We start from the raw sequence: 14,596 nt of genomic DNA on the forward strand, positions 1-14,596 counted from the left end.
ACCACCCCCGTCGCCCCCTCCACCGAGGACGCTCCGGCACGGAACGCCGCCCTGTCGCTCCGACGCGGGCTGCGGCTGCTCGACCGCATCGCCGACCGCACCCGGAACGGCGAGCCGTCGGTGTCACTGACGGTGCTCGCCGCGGAGCTCGGCACCTCGAAGTCGACCGTGCTCCGGCTGACCGCCCCGATGCTCGAGAACGACCTGCTGCGCCGCACCCCGGACGCCGGCTTCACCCTCGGGCTCGGAGCGCTGCTGCTCGGGCAGAGCTACCTCGAGGGCATCGACCTCCGCGCCGCCGCAGCACCGTTCCTCCGGCGGACCGCGGAACGCACGGGGCTCACCTGCCACCTCGTCGTCCCGGACGGCACCGACATCGTCTACGTCGACAAGGTCGAGACGCGGGGCACCGTCCGGATGGGGTCGCGGATCGGCAACCGACTGCCGATGCGGAACACGGCCTCGGGCAAGGCGATGGTGGCGTTCGGCGAGCCGGAGCTGCTCGACCGGGTGCTCGCGGAACCGGCCACGGCGATGACCGAGCACTCCATCGTGGACGACGACCGCTGGCGCGCCGAGATCGACCGGACGCACGGCCGTGGCTACGGCATCGACGACCGCGAGAACGAGCCCGACATCCGCTGCGTCGCCGCGCCCGTGCTCGACCACGCGAACCAGGTCGTCGGCGCGATGAGCATCTCGGGGCTCGCCTCCCGGTTCCCCGCCGCGGCCGTCCGCGAACTCGGCGACGGCGTCGTCCGGACCGCGCTGGAGATCTCGGTCGCGCTCGGCTCCTCCTCCGCCCAGCTCGCCCTGGCGAAGGGCACCCGGTGACCGGCCGCGTCCTGACCTTCGGGGAGACGATGCTGCTCCTCACCGGCGGGGACACGGGTGCGGTCCCCGACCTCGAGCACATGCGGGTCGACACCGGCGGAGCCGAGAGCAACGTCGCGATCGGCCTCGTGCGCGCCGGTGTCCCGACGACGTGGATCGGCCGCGTCGGCACCGACCCCGCCGGGGACCGCGTGACGCGCGACGTCCGGAGCGCGGGTGTCGACGTCGTCGCGGTGCCGGACCCGGACCGCTCGACGGGCATCATGATGAAGGAGCGCCTGGCCGACGGACGCACGCGGGTGACCTACCACCGCCGGGGTTCGGCGGGGTCGGCGCTGCGGGCGAGCGACCTGCCGGCGAGCGCCGTCGAACGCGCCGCGCTCCTGCACGTCACGGGCATCACCCTCGCCCTCTCCGAGGACGCCAGGGCCACCGTCGAGGCCGCGCTCGACCGCGCGGACGCCGCGGGGGTCCCGGTGTCCTTCGACGTGAACCACCGGCCCAAGCTCATCGACGCCGAGACCGCCCGCGCCCGCTACCGGGCCGTCGCCGCACGGTCATCGATCGTCTTCGCCGGCGACGACGAGGCCCGACTCGTGCTCGGACTCGGCGACGACGAGGGCGACGACGAGACGCTCGCGCACGAGCTCGCCGCCCTCGGCCGGGGTCGTGCCGTCGTCAAGCTCGGCTCCCGGGGCGCGGTGGCGTCGGTGGACGGTGCGTTCCTGCGGCGCCCGGCGACCCCGGTGCGCGTCGTCGACCCCGTCGGTGCCGGTGACGCCTTCGTCGCGGGCTGGCTCGCGGCGACCCTCGGCGGAGCCACGACGGCCGAGGCGCTCGACCGTGCCGCCGACGCCGGTGCGCTCGCCTGCACGGTCGAGAGCGACTGGCGCCGTCCGGACCCGGCCGCGCTGCACGACCCGACCACCCCCACGGACGTCGACCACGCCGTCCACGACCGCGTCGACCGCTGAGGCGAGGAACGAAGACCATGACGAACACCACCAGCACCGACCCGTCCGCCGCTCCCCGCGTCCGCCACCGGCACGCCGCCGGCCCCGCGATCGCGATCCTGCGCGGCGGGACGGGTGAGCACGTCGAGGACGTCGTCGCGACACTGGTCGACGCCGGGGTCCGGGCGATCGAGATCACGACCAACACGCCCCGCTGGCGGGAGGCCATCGCCTGGGCCGCCGAGCGCTACGGCACGGGCGCGTCGATCGGCGTCGGCACGGTCCTCGAACCACGACAGCTCGACGAGGCCGCCGCCGCGGGTGCCGTGTTCGCGGTGAGCCCGCACCTCGACGCGGACATCGGGGAACGGGCGCACGAGCGTGGTCTGGGCTGGTACCCGGGCGCCGCCACCCCGACCGAGATCGTCCGCGCCTGGCAGCTCGGGGCGCGCGCGGTCAAGGTGTTCCCGGCCGCACAGCTCGGCGGCCCCGCGTTCCTCAAGCAGGTCCTCGCCCCGCTCGACTTCGTCGACGTCATCCCCACGGGCGGCATCGGCGTCGAGGACGCGTCCGAGTACCTGGCGGCCGGCGCCGTCGCCGTCGGCCTGGGTTCGCCGCTCGTCGGTGACGCCCTGACGACCGGCGATCTGGACGGCCTCCGCACCCGCGCCGAGCGACTCGTCGCGGGGCTCGCACGGTGACGTCCGAGGTCCTGCTCACCGGCGGCTCCGTCGTCGACACCGACGGCTCGGCCCACCGGTCGGACGTCCTCGTCCGCGACGGACTGGTCGCCGAGCGAGGCGGTCCGGGCGAGCGCCTCCGGGCCGGGGCCGACGCCACGGTGATCGACTGCACCGGGCGGCTCGTCATGCCCGGGTTCGTCGATGCGCACTCCCACGCCGGGTCCCTCGTGTTCGACGAGACCGTGCAGCTCGCCCTCCTCCGGCAGGGCGTCACGACGATCGTCACCGGACAGGACGGCGTCGGGCCGGCACCGGGCGACGGCTCCTACGCCGCACGGTACTTCGCGGCGATCGACGGTCCCCACCCGACCTACCGCGGCGGCGGCATCGCGGGGCTGCTCGCGACGTACGACGGCACGACCGCGCTGAACGTCGCCACCCTCGTGCCTGCCGGCACCGTCCGGCACGAGGTCACGGGCGACGACCCGGCCCCGGCCGGCCCCGGCCAGCTCGAGGCCATGCGCGCCCTCGTGCGGCAGGGCATGACGGACGGCGCCGTGGGGCTCGCGACCGGCCTCGACTACGTCCCCGGACTCCACGCCGGCACCGCGGAGATCGCCGCCCTCGCCGCCGAGTCCGCGGCCGCCGGCGGCACCTACGTGACCCACATGCGCGGCGGCTACGAGACGAACGCCGGCGCCGGCATCGAGGAGGTCGTCCGGATCGTGCGCGCCGGCGGCGGCCGCGCCCACGTCTCGCACCTCCACGCTCCCGTCGACCTCGCGCTGGCGGAGCTCGCCCACGCCGAGGCCCAGGGCGCCCCGCTGTCGTTCGACGCCTACCCGTACTCGCGCGGCTGCACGATCCTGTCGATGCTGCTCCTGCCCGCGGGCCTGGCCCGGCCGGGCACCGACGACCTCGCCCGGGCGCTCGCAGTGGACGGCGGGCGCGCTGCCGTCCGCGCCGCGGTGCTCGAACGGGTCCTCGGGCGCGCCGACCTCGGACCGGGCTGGGCCGAGCAGATCACGCTGTCGCACGTCCCCGCGCCCGAGTTCCACGCGCTGCAGGGCCGCACCCTCGCCGAGGCCGCCACCGCCACCGGGACGGACGCGGTCGACCTCGCGCTCGACGTCCTGGTCGACTCGGACCTGCAGGTCACGGTCGTGATGCGGGTGCCGCACCCGCGGACGCCCGAGCAGCTGGCGGAGCTGTTCCGGTCCGGCGGCCACACCGGCGGGTCCGACGGCATCTTCGTCGGGACGCACCCGCACCCCCGTGCGTACGGCACCTTCGCGCGGTACCTCGGGGACTACGCACAGCCCGGGCTGCTCACGTGGTGGGAGGTCCAGCAGCACCTGTCGACCCTGCCCGCCGAGCGCTTCGGACTCGGGCACCGCGGCGCCGTCGCGCCCGGGTGGATCGCCGACCTCGTCGTCGTCGACCCCGAGCGCGTCCGTGCCCGATCGACGTACGCCGAGCCGATGCTGCTGGCCGAGGGCGTCGACGACGTCCTCGTCGCGGGAGTTCCGGTGCTCACCGACGGCGTCCTGACGCACGCGACCCCCGGTGCCGGCATCCGCCGGACGACGTGGAGCCGTCCGTCGGATGCGCGCACCGGGGGTCGATGAGGCTTCGCTCAGCGAGCACGCCGAGCGATCACGCCGGGGCCGGCCGGGTCACTCCGCCGTCGGGAGCACCGCCACGACGTCGATCTCGACGAGGATGTTCGCCAGGTGCGACTGCACCGTGGTGCGGACCGGGTACGGCTGCGAGAAGTGCTTGGCGTACTCCTCGTTGAAGGCGGGGAAGTCGCGGTCGGAGTGCTCGAGGTGGACGGTCGACTTCACGACGTCGTCGAGCGTGGCGCCGTGCTCGGCCAGGACGGCGGCGACGTTCGCGAGCACCTGGGCGGTCTGACCGGCGACGTCGTCGGCGATCTCGCCCGTGGCCGGGTCCTGCGGGCCGAAGCCGGCGGTGTAGAGGAAGCCGTTCGCGACGATCCCCTGGCTGTACGGGCCGGCGGGCTTCGGCGCGTTGTCGGTCACGATGGCGGTCTTGTTCGGCACGGTGCTCCTCGGTGTCGATCGGGGTCGGTCGGACGTCGCCCACGGCACCGACCGCGCCGTCGCGGCCGGAGGACGACGCTCCCAGGCTAGGTGAGCGCCCCGCGCCGGACCCGACCGTCCGTCGGGCTCGTTCCGGTCTGCAGAACGCGAGTCGCGCCTCCCGAGCCGAGCCGTGAGGAACACCCAGGCAATCGCCGTCTACGCTCGTACCGTGCCCTCTGCCATGCCCGAACACCGCGGAGCGCCGCGGTGAGCCGCCTGGACGGGACCCTGACGGAGTCGATCGCGAGCGGACGCCGCCGTGTCCTCGACCTCGCGACCGCCCTGCCGGCGTGGGCCGCCGTGCTCCTGGTGTGGACCGGCGGGCGCATCGTGTCGACGTTCTGGTTGGCGCTCGCGTTCCCGCTCATCGGGCGCGCCCTGCCGGAGAACGCGATCTGGGGCAACGACCACGGCTTCCTCAACTTCCTGACGGCGTGGGACGGGCAGTACTACGAGCAGATCTCGGTGCACGGGTACCCGACGACCCTGCCGCTCGACGCCGCGGGCCACGTCGCGCAGAACGCGTGGGCGTTCCTCCCGGCGTTCCCCTTCACGATCCGGATGCTGACCGCGTCGACCGGTGTCCCGTTCGACGTCGGCGCACCGGCGATCGCACTCCTCGCCGGACTCCTCGCCACCTACCTGCTGCACCGGCTCGTCCGCGACCGTGCGGGGTCGGCGGCGGCCATGTGGGCGGTCTTCTTCTTCACGTGCGGTCCGCTGTCGTTCCTGCTGCAGGTCGGGTACGCCGAGAGCATGTTCCTCGCCCTCGTGTTCGGGGCGCTCCTCGCGCTCGACCGTCGGCGGTACGGGCTCCTCACGGTGCTCGGGGTCGTCGCCGCGTTCACCCGGCCCGGAGCCCTGGCGATCCCGCTCGTCCTCGGGGTCGTCGCACTGGTGCGGTGGATCCGAGCACGTCGGACCGAGGGGGTCCGCTCGCTCGACGCGTTCCCCGTGGCGGAGCGCGTGCGGGTCGTGGCCGCCGGCGTCGTGATGGTGGTCGCCGGGTTCGCGTGGCCGCTCATCGCCGCGCACGTGACCGGGTCGCCGAACGCCTACCTCGAGACCGAGATGTCCTGGTGGGTGAACTTCATCGGGCGGGTGGACTTCATGCCGCTCACGCCGTGGTTCCTCATCGCCGGCCGGTGGTTGGGCGTGGGCGGGATCCTCATCGTGGTGTTCCTGCTCGTGTCGTACCCGGTCTGGCTGCTGCGTCGGTCGACCCGGCGCCTCGGGTTCACGACCGTGGTCTTCTCGGCCTCGTACGCGCTCTACGTCTTCGCGGTGTCGTTGCCGATGGCCTCGACGCCCCGGCTCCTGATGCCGCTCGCGCCACTGTTCGGGTCGCCGGAGCTCGTGGCGAAGCCGTGGATGCGGTGGACCCTGGTGGTCTGCGCGGTCCTCGGGCAGCCGGTGCTCGTCGCCGTGCTCTGGCTGCTCGGCCCGCCGTGACCGCACGGACGACGCCCGGCACCCGCGGTGTGCGGGGACCGGGCGTGTTGCCGGGCGTACGCCTTCGGCGCTAGAGCTCGATCGTGCCGTGGTCGCCGGTGTCCGGCTGACTCTGCTTGCCGATGGCGGCCTTGAGGGTCTGCACGAGGCTGCCGACCGGGCCGGTGTCCTGCGTCCAGTACTCGACCGAGTCGCCCTCGACGGTGAGGAGTCGGATCGAGGGGTCCTCGCGGCCGTCCGGGAACCAGGCCTCGGCGAACGGGGACCACAGCTCGTCGATGACGGAGTCGTCCCGGCTGACCGTCGCGGTCCCGGCGATCGACAGGTACCCGCCCTGCGACTCGATCGCGACGTTGACGTGGGGGTTCCGGGCGATGTCCTCGACCTTCTCGCTCCCGTCCTGCACGAGGAAGCGGAGCGTGCCGTGGAACGCCTTGTCCTGCACGGCGAGGGGCCGTGCGTGGAGCTGGCCGTCCTCGCTCACGGTCGTCAGGAGTGCCGTGTGGGCTCCGTGGACGATGTCCGAGATGGCTGCGCGCTGGTCTGCCTCTGTGTCGGTCATGGTGCTCCTCTCGCGTCGTGCGCCCCGTTGTGCTCGACGTGCGGCCGGCCCTCGGGGCGCTGTCCGTTCCGGCCAGTCTGCCCCTCGACGCTGAGCGCGTCCGGCGGACGGGGCTGCGGGGCCGTGCGGGCGCGGGCGCGGGCGCGTGCGGGGTTCGACGTTCCGCACGTCGATCGACGGGTGGGATGTCGGAGCATGCACGAGCATCGGATGCGTGCGCAACGAGCGACACCACGCGAGCAGATCGACTGGCGGAACGTCGGAAACGCGGTGGGACCCGGACGCGCGCCGCGCCTCAGACCGGCTCGCGGATGGTCGTCTCGACGTCGACGACCTGCGGGATCCGCGGCATCGAGGCGAACCCGAACGCCACGGGCGGGTCGAGCGGCGCCAACGACCCGAGCGACTCCCCCGCCCAGGTCCCCCGCACGCCCGTGACGTCGTGCGCCCCGGTCACGCCGTAGTACTCGCGACGTCCGTTGCCCGCCGACCCCGCGGTCCCCGACCCGGGTGCGACGAGCCGTGCGACCGGGTCGATCGCGGCGAGCCACCGGGGGTCGCGGGCGATCTGCTTGGGGACGATGCGGAGCACCCTCCCGAGCGGGGAGATCGTGCCGACGTCGATGGAGACCTCGAGGGCGCCCGCCGACAGCTCGAGTCCCCTGGCGGTCCGGCGAGCCGAGACGTCGACGACCGAGACCGTGTCGAACCGGTAGGTCCCGGAGACGTACGCGGCCACGATCTCGTCGGGCGCGAGGAGCACCGAGGAGCCGTCCGGCAGCTCGAGGAAGACGTCCGTGAAGGCTCCGAACGGCGAGCGCTCCCACATGCCGACCACGATGCGGATGCCCGAGGTCGTGCCGACGCCCATGATCCGACCACGGAACCGACGTTCGAGTGCAGCGGGACGTGACGACATGCCCTGGACCGTACCCGGCGACCCCGTGAGCGGCGCGGACGGGCCGAGCCGCGCCTCCTGGCCCGCCGGACGGACCCGAACGGACCCGGCCGACCCGGCCGCGGCGCCGCGGCCGACCCGGCCGACCCCCCGCGGTCGACCCAGCGCCTACGCGACCGGCACCGGCGCCGCGAGCAGCTCGCGCACCCGCGGCGCGACCTGCGTGCCGTAGAGCTCGATCGACCGCATCATGTCCTCGTGCGGCAGACGCCCCGTCGCGTACCGCATGTCGAACCGCGAGACGCCGAGGATCCGCATGTTCCGCGCGATCTTCCGGGCGACCGTCTCCGGCGACCCGACGTAGAGCGACCCGCCCGCGGACAGCCCGGCACGGTAGCCGGCGACGTCCAGGGGCGGCCAGCCGCGCTCCCGACCGAGCTGGTCGGTGACGGCCTTGTGGTACGGCCAGTAGCGCTCGGCCGCCTCTTCGTCGGTGGCGGCGACGAACCCGGGCGAGTGCATCGCGATCGGCTGCTGCGGCAGGTCGAGCTGCGTGAGCGCCTGGCGGTACAGGCGCGAGAACGGCGCGAACTGCGCGGGCTGTCCGCCGATGATCGCGAGGAACAGCGGCAGACCGTACGACGCCGCACGGATGACGGACTGCGGGGACCCGCCGACGCCGATCCAGGTCGGGATGGGGCCGTGCTCGAGCTTCGGGTAGACGTCCTGGTCGACGAGCGAGGCGCGCTTCGTGCCGGACCAGGTGACCGCGTCGCCGCCGCGGAGGGCTGCCCAGAGCTGGAGCTTCTCCTCGAAGAGGACCTCGTAGTCGGAGAGCTCGTACCCGAAGAGCGGGAAGGACTCGGTGAAGGACCCGCGGCCGAGGATGACCTCGGCACGACCGTCGGAGATCGCGTCGACGGTGGCGAAGCGCTCGTACACGCGCACGGGGTCGTCGGACGAGAGCACGGTGACGGCGGACCCGATCCGGATCGAGGAGGTCCGGGCGGCGATCGCGGCGAGGACGACCTCGGGGGCGCTCACGATGAAGTCGGCACGGTGGTGCTCGCCGACGCCGATGAAGTCGAGGCCGACCTGGTCGGCGAGGACGGCCTGGTCGACGACGTCGCGGATGCTCTGGGCGTCCGACTTGACGCTGCCGTCGGGCAGTTCGGTGACGTCGCCGAAGGTGTCGAGGCCGAGCTGCACGGGGCCGATCCGTTCGGGTGCGGGCGGTGGCACGTCCGAGGGGCGGTCGGTGCCGAATGCGTTGCTCATGGTGTCCTGTCCTCCCGAGCGCACGTCCATGCATCTGCATGTTCATGCGTTCGCATCAATCTAGCACCCTCGCACCGGATCCGCACCCCCGGCGGAGTACGGTCACGCCCATGCCGCAGATCCCCGACCAGACCGGCCGCCGCATCGTCGTCACCGGCGCGAACAGCGGAACCGGCAAGGAGACCGCCACCCGCCTGGCCGCAGCCGGCGCGTCCGTCGTCCTCGCCGTCCGCACGACCGCGAAGGGCGACCGGGCCGCAGCCGACATCCGTGCGGCGCACCCCGGTGCCGACGTCGAGGTGCGGGAGCTCGACCTCGCCGACCTCGCGAGTGTCCGACGGTTCGCCGCGGGCATCGCCGCGGACGACCGGACGCTCGACGTCCTCGTGAACAACGCCGGGGTGATGGCGCCCCCGAAGCGGTTCGAGACGGTCGACGGCTTCGAGCTGCAGTTCGGCACGAACTTCCTCGGCCCGTTCGCCCTGACGAACCTGCTGCTCCCGACGCTGCTGCGCTCGCCGGACGCCCGGGTCGCCACGATGTCGAGCCTCGCGGCGATCCCCGGCCGGATCCGCTTCGACGACCTGCAGTGGGAGCGCGGCTACAACGGCTGGCGGGCGTACGCGCAGTCGAAGCTCGCCGACCTGCTGCTGGCGCTGCACCTGCACCGGCTGTCGGTCGAGCTCGACTGGCCGCTCGTGAGCACCGCCGCGCACCCCGGCTACACCCGGACGAACCTGCAGTCGGCGGGGCGGTCGCTCGGTCGGTCGAAGCCGGTCCGGTCCTCGAACCGCGCACTGCCCTTCACGCAGGACGTCGAGCAGGGCTCCGAGCCGCTGCTGTACGCCGCGGTCGGGCCGAACGCGGTCGGCGGGGCGTACTACGGACCGTCGGGGCCGTTCGGGCTCGTCGGGCCGACCACGACCGTGTCGATCCCCGGGTCGGCACGGAAGGCCGACCTGGCGCGTTCCCTCTGGGCGGTCGCCGAGGACCTCACCGGGACCACCCCGCCCGTCTGAGTCGGCGGGTCGGACGGTCCAGGAGGCGCGGCTCGTCCCCGCCCGTCCGCCGTCAGAACCGCACGTGGTCGCGTTCGAACGCGGCCGTCACCGCCGCCGCGATGGCCCGCTGTCCGCGCACGGTCGGGTGCACGTCGTCGGACTGCATCCACGTCGGGTGCCCCCGCAGCGGCTCGCCGATGTCGACGTAGGTGCCGCCCTCGCGAGCGAGGGCGTGCCGGAGCGCCCCCGAGATGGACGCGAGCTGCGCGGGCGGGGCGTCCTGGTTCCAGATGGCACTGAGGCCGATGAGGCGCGCGTGCGGCAGCCGACGGTGCACCTCGTCGACGACCTGGTCGGTGGCGCTCCGGACCTCGGCGGTGTCGAGTCCGAGGTCGTTCGAGCTCGCCTGCACGAGGACGACCTCGGGACGGAGGTCGACCGCACGCCCGACGATGGTCGCGTAGTCGCTCGCGCAGTCGTCGTCGTCACCGAGGGCGGCCACGCCTGCGCCGTCGCACGACAGGTTCGTGAGCGACCAGCCCTGGGCGTCCGCGACGATGGCCGGCCACGCCTCGGCGGTGGTGAGGCCGTGCCCGCCGCTGATCGAGTCGCCGACGACCACCACGCCGACACCCGCGGCGTGGTCCCAGGGGCGGGTCGTCGCCGTCGGGTGGGGCGTCGCGTCGGCAGCGGCCGGCGGGCTCGAGGCGCACGCCCCGAGGGAGACGGCCACGACGACCGCCGTGAGGACGGCGAGCACGCTCCGGGTTGCGGTGGTCACGAACGGTGAAGGTACGCGCTCCGGCCATGACCGGCTGCGGGTGCGCGCTGCGGGTGCGCTCAGGCGCGGTGCAGCTCGACCGAACCGTCCAACCGGCCGGGCTCGGTCAGCCGCGCGTGCTGCAGGACGGTACGTCCGGGGGCGACCGCCGCGGCGACGATCGACAGCGTCGCGAAGTGCCCGTCCGGCTCGTGCGCGTCCCGGAGGATCGCGTCCGGGTCGTCGGCCGGCAGCGACGCCGACCCGGCGAGCAGTCCGAACCAGCCGCCCCACCCGTCGCCGGCGTCGGCACCGGCGTCGGCCGCCCGCAGTTCGTCGAAGGGGCCGAGCACCGGCGGCCCGACCGGAGCGTCCACGGCACGGAAGGCGTCGAGCCACCGCCCGATGCGCGGCGCCGCGGGGTCGTCCGGTTCGCCGTGCGTGACCATGTGCACGCCGGGGCCGAGCGCGGTCGTCCGGACCTCGGTGCCGTCCCAGGTCGTGACCTCGGCGCCGTCGGCCGTCGCCCGCACGAGGTTGAACGCGCGCGTCGTGGGCAGGGTGCCGTCGTGGCCGGGGAGCGCCCCGGTGACCGCGTCGAGCGGGACGACCCCGCGGGTGGTCCACGTGCCGTCGTCGCTCGGCACCGGTTCGCCCCGGTTGAGCACGACCGCGAGCCCGGCACCGTCGGACGCCGCGAGCCACGCCCCGCCCGCCGAACGGTCGCGGACGCCGCGGATCGACGGGTCGCGCTCGGGCCACCAGGCGGCCGGCGGGTCCCACGGCCGCTCCGGCGACTCGTCGCGCATGGCGAGCATCGTGACGGGCCACTCGGACCCGGGGTCGACGCGGACGACGACGGTGCACATGGGATCGATCCTCGCACGACGTGCCGGGTAGCGTGACCGGTGTGAACGCAGCAGCAGAGCGCCGTCTGACCGTCGTCGTCGGGATCACCGGGGGCATCGCCGCGTACAAGGCCGTCGGCGTGGTCCGCGACCTCGTCAAGCGGGGACACGACGTGCACGTCGTCCCGACCGAGGGCGCGCTCCGCTTCGTCGGGCTGCCGACCCTCGAGGCGCTCAGCCGCAACCCGGTCACCACGAGCGTGTTCGAGGACGTCGCCGAGGTGCGCCACGTCTCGCTCGGGCGCCGGGCGGACCTCGTGGTCGTCGCCCCCGCCACCGCGGACGCGCTCGCCCGGATGACCGCGGGGCTCGCCGGGGACCTGCTCGGCACGACACTGCTCGCGACCGAGGCGCCCGTCGTCGTCGCTCCCGCGATGCACCCGCAGATGTGGGAGCACCGCGCGACCCGGGCGAACGTCCAGACCCTGCGGGAGCGCGGCGTCCGGTTCGTCGGCCCGGTGGTCGGGGCCCTGACGGGCGACGACGCGGGGATCGGCCGGATGGCGGAGCCCGAGGACATCGTCGCCGGCGCCCTCGCGGTGCTGGACGATCCGGCGCCGGCCGGCCGGACCGGCGCGGACCACCCGACGGACGCGGGTCGCGGCGACGGGGACGACCCGCGCCTCCCGACCGACACCGCCCTCCCGCCGACCGCAGCCGCCGCCGAGAAGGCGGGGACCACCGGCGCCCGCGGTGAGCTCGGCGACCTCGCCGGCGTCCGCGTCGTCGTGAGCGCCGGCGGCACGCGCGAGCCCTTCGACCCGGTCCGGTTCGTCGGCAACCGTTCGAGCGGTCGTCAGGGCGTCGCGATCGCCGCCGACGCGGCCCGACGCGGCGCGGCCGTGACGCTCGTGAGCGCGAACGTCGACGCGTCGTTGACCGCCGGACTCGACGCGACCGTCGTGCCGGTGGGGTCCGCCCTGGAGCTCGCCGACGCCGTCCACGCCGCAGCAGCCGATGCCGACGTCGTCGTGATGACCGCGGCCGTGGCCGACTACCGGCCCGCCGAGGTGCGTGCCGACAAGCTCAAGAAGGAGGCGCAGGGCGACAGCATGACGCTGGAGCTGGTGCGGAACCCCGACGTCCTCGCCGACCTCGTCGCGTCCCGCCGGACCGGCCAGATCATCGTCGGCTTCGCCGCGGAGACCGAACCCGACCGTGCCGCGCGCATCGAGCTCGGCCGCGCCAAGATCGCCCGCAAGCCGGCGGACATGCTCGTCGTGAACCAGGTCGGCTGGTCCGCGGGGTTCGAACGCGAGGAGACCGCCGTCGAGGTGCTCGTCCCCGGCGGCGAGGTGGTCCGCGAGGCCTCCGGCAGCAAGGCCGACGTCGCGACGGTCGTCCTCGACCTCGTCGCGACCGCACTGACCTGAGCTGACCTGAGGACTCTCCGTGCGTCCCGAGCGCGCCGCGGGCACCATGGACGCATGCGACGACGCGAGCGCGCACGACGCGCCACCCGGACCGCCACCCTCCTCGCCGTCGTGCTGGGCGGGGCCGGCGTCACCCACTTCCTGCGGCCGAGGGGCTACGACCGGATCGTCCCGGACGCCCTCCCGCCGCGCCTGACCACCCTGGCGTCCGGCGCCGCCGAGCTCGGCATCGCGACCGGCCTGGCGATCCCGGCCACCCGCCGTGCCGCGGGCTGGGCCGCCGCCGCGCTGTTCCTCGCCGTCTTCCCCGCGAACGTGAAGATGGCGAACGACCTGCTCGACAGCCCGCGGTCGACGCGGGCGATGCGGCTCGTGTCGGTGCTCCGCCTGCCGCTGCAGGCGCCCCTCGTCGCCTGGGCCGTGCGCGTCGGCCGGCACGCGCCACGACGGTGACCGAGCCCGCGCGGGACCGAGCCGCGGTCCCCCTGCTGCACCGACCGGTGACGGTGCACGCCTGGGAGGACGTCGTCTTCGCGCACTGGCGCCACGACCCCGAGTCGCTCGCGCGCCTGGTGCCGCGCGGGACCCGCCCCGACGTCGTCGACGGGAGCGCGTGGGCCGGCCTGACGGCGTACGTCTTCCGCGAGACCCGGGTGCCGCCGTTCCCGCCGTCCGGCCGCCTCGGCTCGATGACCGAGGTGACGATCGAGGTGCTCACCGTCGACGACCGCGGTCGCCGCGGGGTCGCCTACCGCACGGTCGACACCGCGAACGTGCCCGCGATCGTGGCGGCGCACGCCCTGCTCGGGGTGCCGTACACGTTCGCGCACGCGCGGGCTCGACGGCGTGGGGACACGCTGTCCTACCGGTCGGTGCGGCACCCGGCACGCTCCCTCCACCCGGTCCGCTGGCTCCGCGGACGCCGGGGCGGACCAGGGTCCGGTGCAGCGTGGCCCGGCGGTCCGGTCTGGCCGGGCAGCACGGGTGGGCCGGGAGGCGCGGTGCGACCCCGCCACGACGCCACCGTCCGGGTCGTGGCCGGTGACGTCGTCGACGACCGGCTGGCGACGGACCTCACCACCCGACAGGGCATCCACGCCCGGCACCTCGCGCAGACGCTGTTCTGGCAGCGCCAGCACCCGCCGCTGACGATCCGGTCGGCACGGCTCGAGCGGCTCGGCGGCGACCTGCCCGACGCCGTCGGGATGCCCGGGCTCCTCGACCGCGAACCCGACTCGCTGCTCGTCGTGGACGGCACGACCGTCCGCTACGCCTGGGGAGACGAGGTCCGGTGAGCGACGATCCGCACGACACCGACCAGCACGGCACCGACCAGCACGGCACGGACCGGTTCGACCTCGACCGGTTCGTCCGCGCGCAGCACGGTGTGCACGACACCGCGCTCGCCGAGCTGCGGCGCGGCCGGAAGTCGTCGCACTGGATGTGGTTCGTGTTCCCCCAGCTCGCCGGGCTCGGCCGCTCGCCCACCGCGCAGCGGTACGCACTCGACGGCCTCGACGAGACCCGGGCGTACCTCGACCACCCCGTCCTCGGCCCGCGGCTGCTCGAGGCGACCCGTGCGGCGGAGTCCGCCCCGGCCCGGACCGCCGACGACCTGCTCGGGGGCATCGACGCGCTGAAGCTCCGGTCGTCCATGACCCTGTTCGCCGCGGCCGCCGCCGACCCGGAGCCGTTCCGGGCCGTCCTCGACCGCTGGTACGACGGCACCGAGGACCCGGTGACCCTCCGGCTGCTCCACCCCCACGACTGACACGCTCCGAGCCGA

General features: G+C 74.5%; 16 protein-coding genes. 10 read left to right on the forward strand and 6 right to left on the reverse strand.

What is annotated here, in order from left to right:
- From JSX79_RS15085 to JSX79_RS15100, 4 genes are all read left to right on the forward strand, one after another.
- Positions 1-834: IclR family transcriptional regulator (locus JSX79_RS15085; protein ID WP_229086881.1), on the forward strand; the 834-nt coding region annotated here is incomplete at its 5' end.
- Positions 831-1,808: a sugar kinase gene (locus JSX79_RS15090; RefSeq protein WP_229086882.1), complete on the forward strand. Its 978-nt coding sequence runs from the start codon at positions 831-833 to the stop codon at positions 1,806-1,808. The genes JSX79_RS15085 and JSX79_RS15090, both read left to right, overlap by 4 nt.
- Positions 1,809-1,825: 17 nt before the next feature.
- Positions 1,826-2,488, forward strand: a complete 663-nt coding sequence (locus JSX79_RS15095; protein ID WP_229086883.1) for a bifunctional 4-hydroxy-2-oxoglutarate aldolase/2-dehydro-3-deoxy-phosphogluconate aldolase — start codon at positions 1,826-1,828, stop codon at positions 2,486-2,488.
- Complete coding sequence (locus JSX79_RS15100) at positions 2,485-4,098, forward strand: amidohydrolase family protein (protein WP_229086884.1); 1,614 nt, start codon at positions 2,485-2,487, stop codon at positions 4,096-4,098. Before JSX79_RS15095 ends, JSX79_RS15100 begins: the two co-directional genes overlap by 4 nt.
- 48 nt (positions 4,099-4,146) lie before the next feature.
- Here JSX79_RS15100 and JSX79_RS15105 read toward each other — a convergent pair whose 3' ends face one another.
- The gene (locus JSX79_RS15105; protein ID WP_070418297.1) at positions 4,147-4,536 is read right to left on the reverse strand and encodes a RidA family protein; all 390 of its coding nucleotides are present in this window, start codon (positions 4,534-4,536) and stop codon (positions 4,147-4,149) included.
- A gap of 249 nt (positions 4,537-4,785) precedes the next feature.
- On the opposite strand from JSX79_RS15105, the gene JSX79_RS15110 reads away from it, so the two are divergent.
- Positions 4,786-6,030, forward strand: coding sequence for a hypothetical protein (locus JSX79_RS15110; RefSeq protein ID WP_229086885.1), 1,245 nt, complete (start codon positions 4,786-4,788; stop codon positions 6,028-6,030).
- A 70-nt stretch (positions 6,031-6,100) separates the two neighbouring features.
- On the opposite strand, the gene JSX79_RS15115 is transcribed toward JSX79_RS15110, so the two are convergent.
- From JSX79_RS15115 to JSX79_RS15125, 3 genes are all read right to left on the reverse strand, one after another.
- A complete protein-coding gene (locus tag JSX79_RS15115; RefSeq protein ID WP_229086886.1) occupies positions 6,101-6,592 on the reverse strand; it encodes a pyridoxamine 5'-phosphate oxidase family protein in 492 nt (163 codons plus the stop codon).
- Between the two features lie 295 nt (positions 6,593-6,887).
- Positions 6,888-7,511 (reverse strand): hypothetical protein, encoded by a 624-nt coding sequence (locus tag JSX79_RS15120; protein WP_229086888.1) that lies wholly within the window; start codon positions 7,509-7,511, stop codon positions 6,888-6,890.
- 147 nt (positions 7,512-7,658) lie between these two features.
- On the reverse strand, positions 7,659-8,768 hold the full coding sequence (locus tag JSX79_RS15125) for an LLM class flavin-dependent oxidoreductase (protein WP_083295248.1): 1,110 nt from the start codon (positions 8,766-8,768) through the stop codon (positions 7,659-7,661).
- A 110-nt stretch (positions 8,769-8,878) separates the two neighbouring features.
- On the opposite strand from JSX79_RS15125, the gene JSX79_RS15130 reads away from it, so the two are divergent.
- Positions 8,879-9,787 (forward strand): SDR family oxidoreductase, encoded by a 909-nt coding sequence (locus JSX79_RS15130; RefSeq protein ID WP_092386238.1) that lies wholly within the window; start codon positions 8,879-8,881, stop codon positions 9,785-9,787.
- A gap of 52 nt (positions 9,788-9,839) precedes the next feature.
- Here the strand turns inward: JSX79_RS15130 and JSX79_RS15135 are convergent, their stop codons facing one another.
- Complete coding sequence (locus JSX79_RS15135; protein ID WP_229086890.1) at positions 9,840-10,550, reverse strand: SGNH/GDSL hydrolase family protein; 711 nt, start codon at positions 10,548-10,550, stop codon at positions 9,840-9,842.
- 59 nt (positions 10,551-10,609) lie between these two features.
- Complete coding sequence (locus tag JSX79_RS15140) at positions 10,610-11,398, reverse strand: NRDE family protein (RefSeq protein ID WP_229086892.1); 789 nt, start codon at positions 11,396-11,398, stop codon at positions 10,610-10,612.
- 65 nt (positions 11,399-11,463) lie between these two features.
- Here JSX79_RS15140 and JSX79_RS15145 point away from each other — a divergent pair, with 65 nt between their 5' ends.
- From JSX79_RS15145 to JSX79_RS15160, 4 genes are read left to right on the forward strand one after another with little or no spacing between them, the layout of a single operon-like run.
- Positions 11,464-12,810 carry a phosphopantothenate--cysteine ligase family flavoprotein gene (locus tag JSX79_RS15145; protein ID WP_229086933.1) on the forward strand — a complete coding sequence of 449 codons (1,347 nt, stop codon included), beginning with the start codon at positions 11,464-11,466 and terminating at the stop codon, positions 12,808-12,810.
- 54 nt (positions 12,811-12,864) lie between these two features.
- Positions 12,865-13,263, forward strand: coding sequence for a hypothetical protein (locus tag JSX79_RS15150; protein WP_071294565.1), 399 nt, complete (start codon positions 12,865-12,867; stop codon positions 13,261-13,263).
- Complete coding sequence (locus tag JSX79_RS15155; RefSeq protein WP_229086894.1) at positions 13,260-14,105, forward strand: DUF2071 domain-containing protein; 846 nt, start codon at positions 13,260-13,262, stop codon at positions 14,103-14,105. Before JSX79_RS15150 ends, JSX79_RS15155 begins: the two co-directional genes overlap by 4 nt.
- Complete coding sequence (locus tag JSX79_RS15160) at positions 14,102-14,581, forward strand: DUF1810 domain-containing protein (protein WP_229086896.1); 480 nt, start codon at positions 14,102-14,104, stop codon at positions 14,579-14,581. Before JSX79_RS15155 ends, JSX79_RS15160 begins: the two co-directional genes overlap by 4 nt.
- Positions 14,582-14,596 lie beyond the last annotated feature (15 nt).

The organism is Curtobacterium sp. GD1, from assembly GCF_020882855.1.
Taxonomy (GTDB): Bacteria; Actinomycetota; Actinomycetes; order Actinomycetales; family Microbacteriaceae; genus Curtobacterium.

What these genes read in the sequence shown, in the direction of transcription:
- JSX79_RS15095 (WP_229086883.1), top strand. Translation starts at nt 1,826, where the DNA reads ATGACGAACACCACCAGCACCGACCCGTCCGCCGCTCCCCGCGTCCGC.
- JSX79_RS15115 (WP_229086886.1), bottom strand. Translation starts at nt 6,592, where the DNA reads ATGACCGACACAGAGGCAGACCAGCGCGCAGCCATCTCGGACATCGTC.
- JSX79_RS15120 (WP_229086888.1), bottom strand. Translation starts at nt 7,511, where the DNA reads ATGTCGTCACGTCCCGCTGCACTCGAACGTCGGTTCCGTGGTCGGATC.
- JSX79_RS15125 (WP_083295248.1), bottom strand. Translation starts at nt 8,768, where the DNA reads ATGAGCAACGCATTCGGCACCGACCGCCCCTCGGACGTGCCACCGCCC.
- JSX79_RS15130 (WP_092386238.1), top strand. Translation starts at nt 8,879, where the DNA reads ATGCCGCAGATCCCCGACCAGACCGGCCGCCGCATCGTCGTCACCGGC.
- JSX79_RS15140 (WP_229086892.1), bottom strand. Translation starts at nt 11,398, where the DNA reads ATGTGCACCGTCGTCGTCCGCGTCGACCCCGGGTCCGAGTGGCCCGTC.
- JSX79_RS15150 (WP_071294565.1), top strand. Translation starts at nt 12,865, where the DNA reads ATGCGACGACGCGAGCGCGCACGACGCGCCACCCGGACCGCCACCCTC.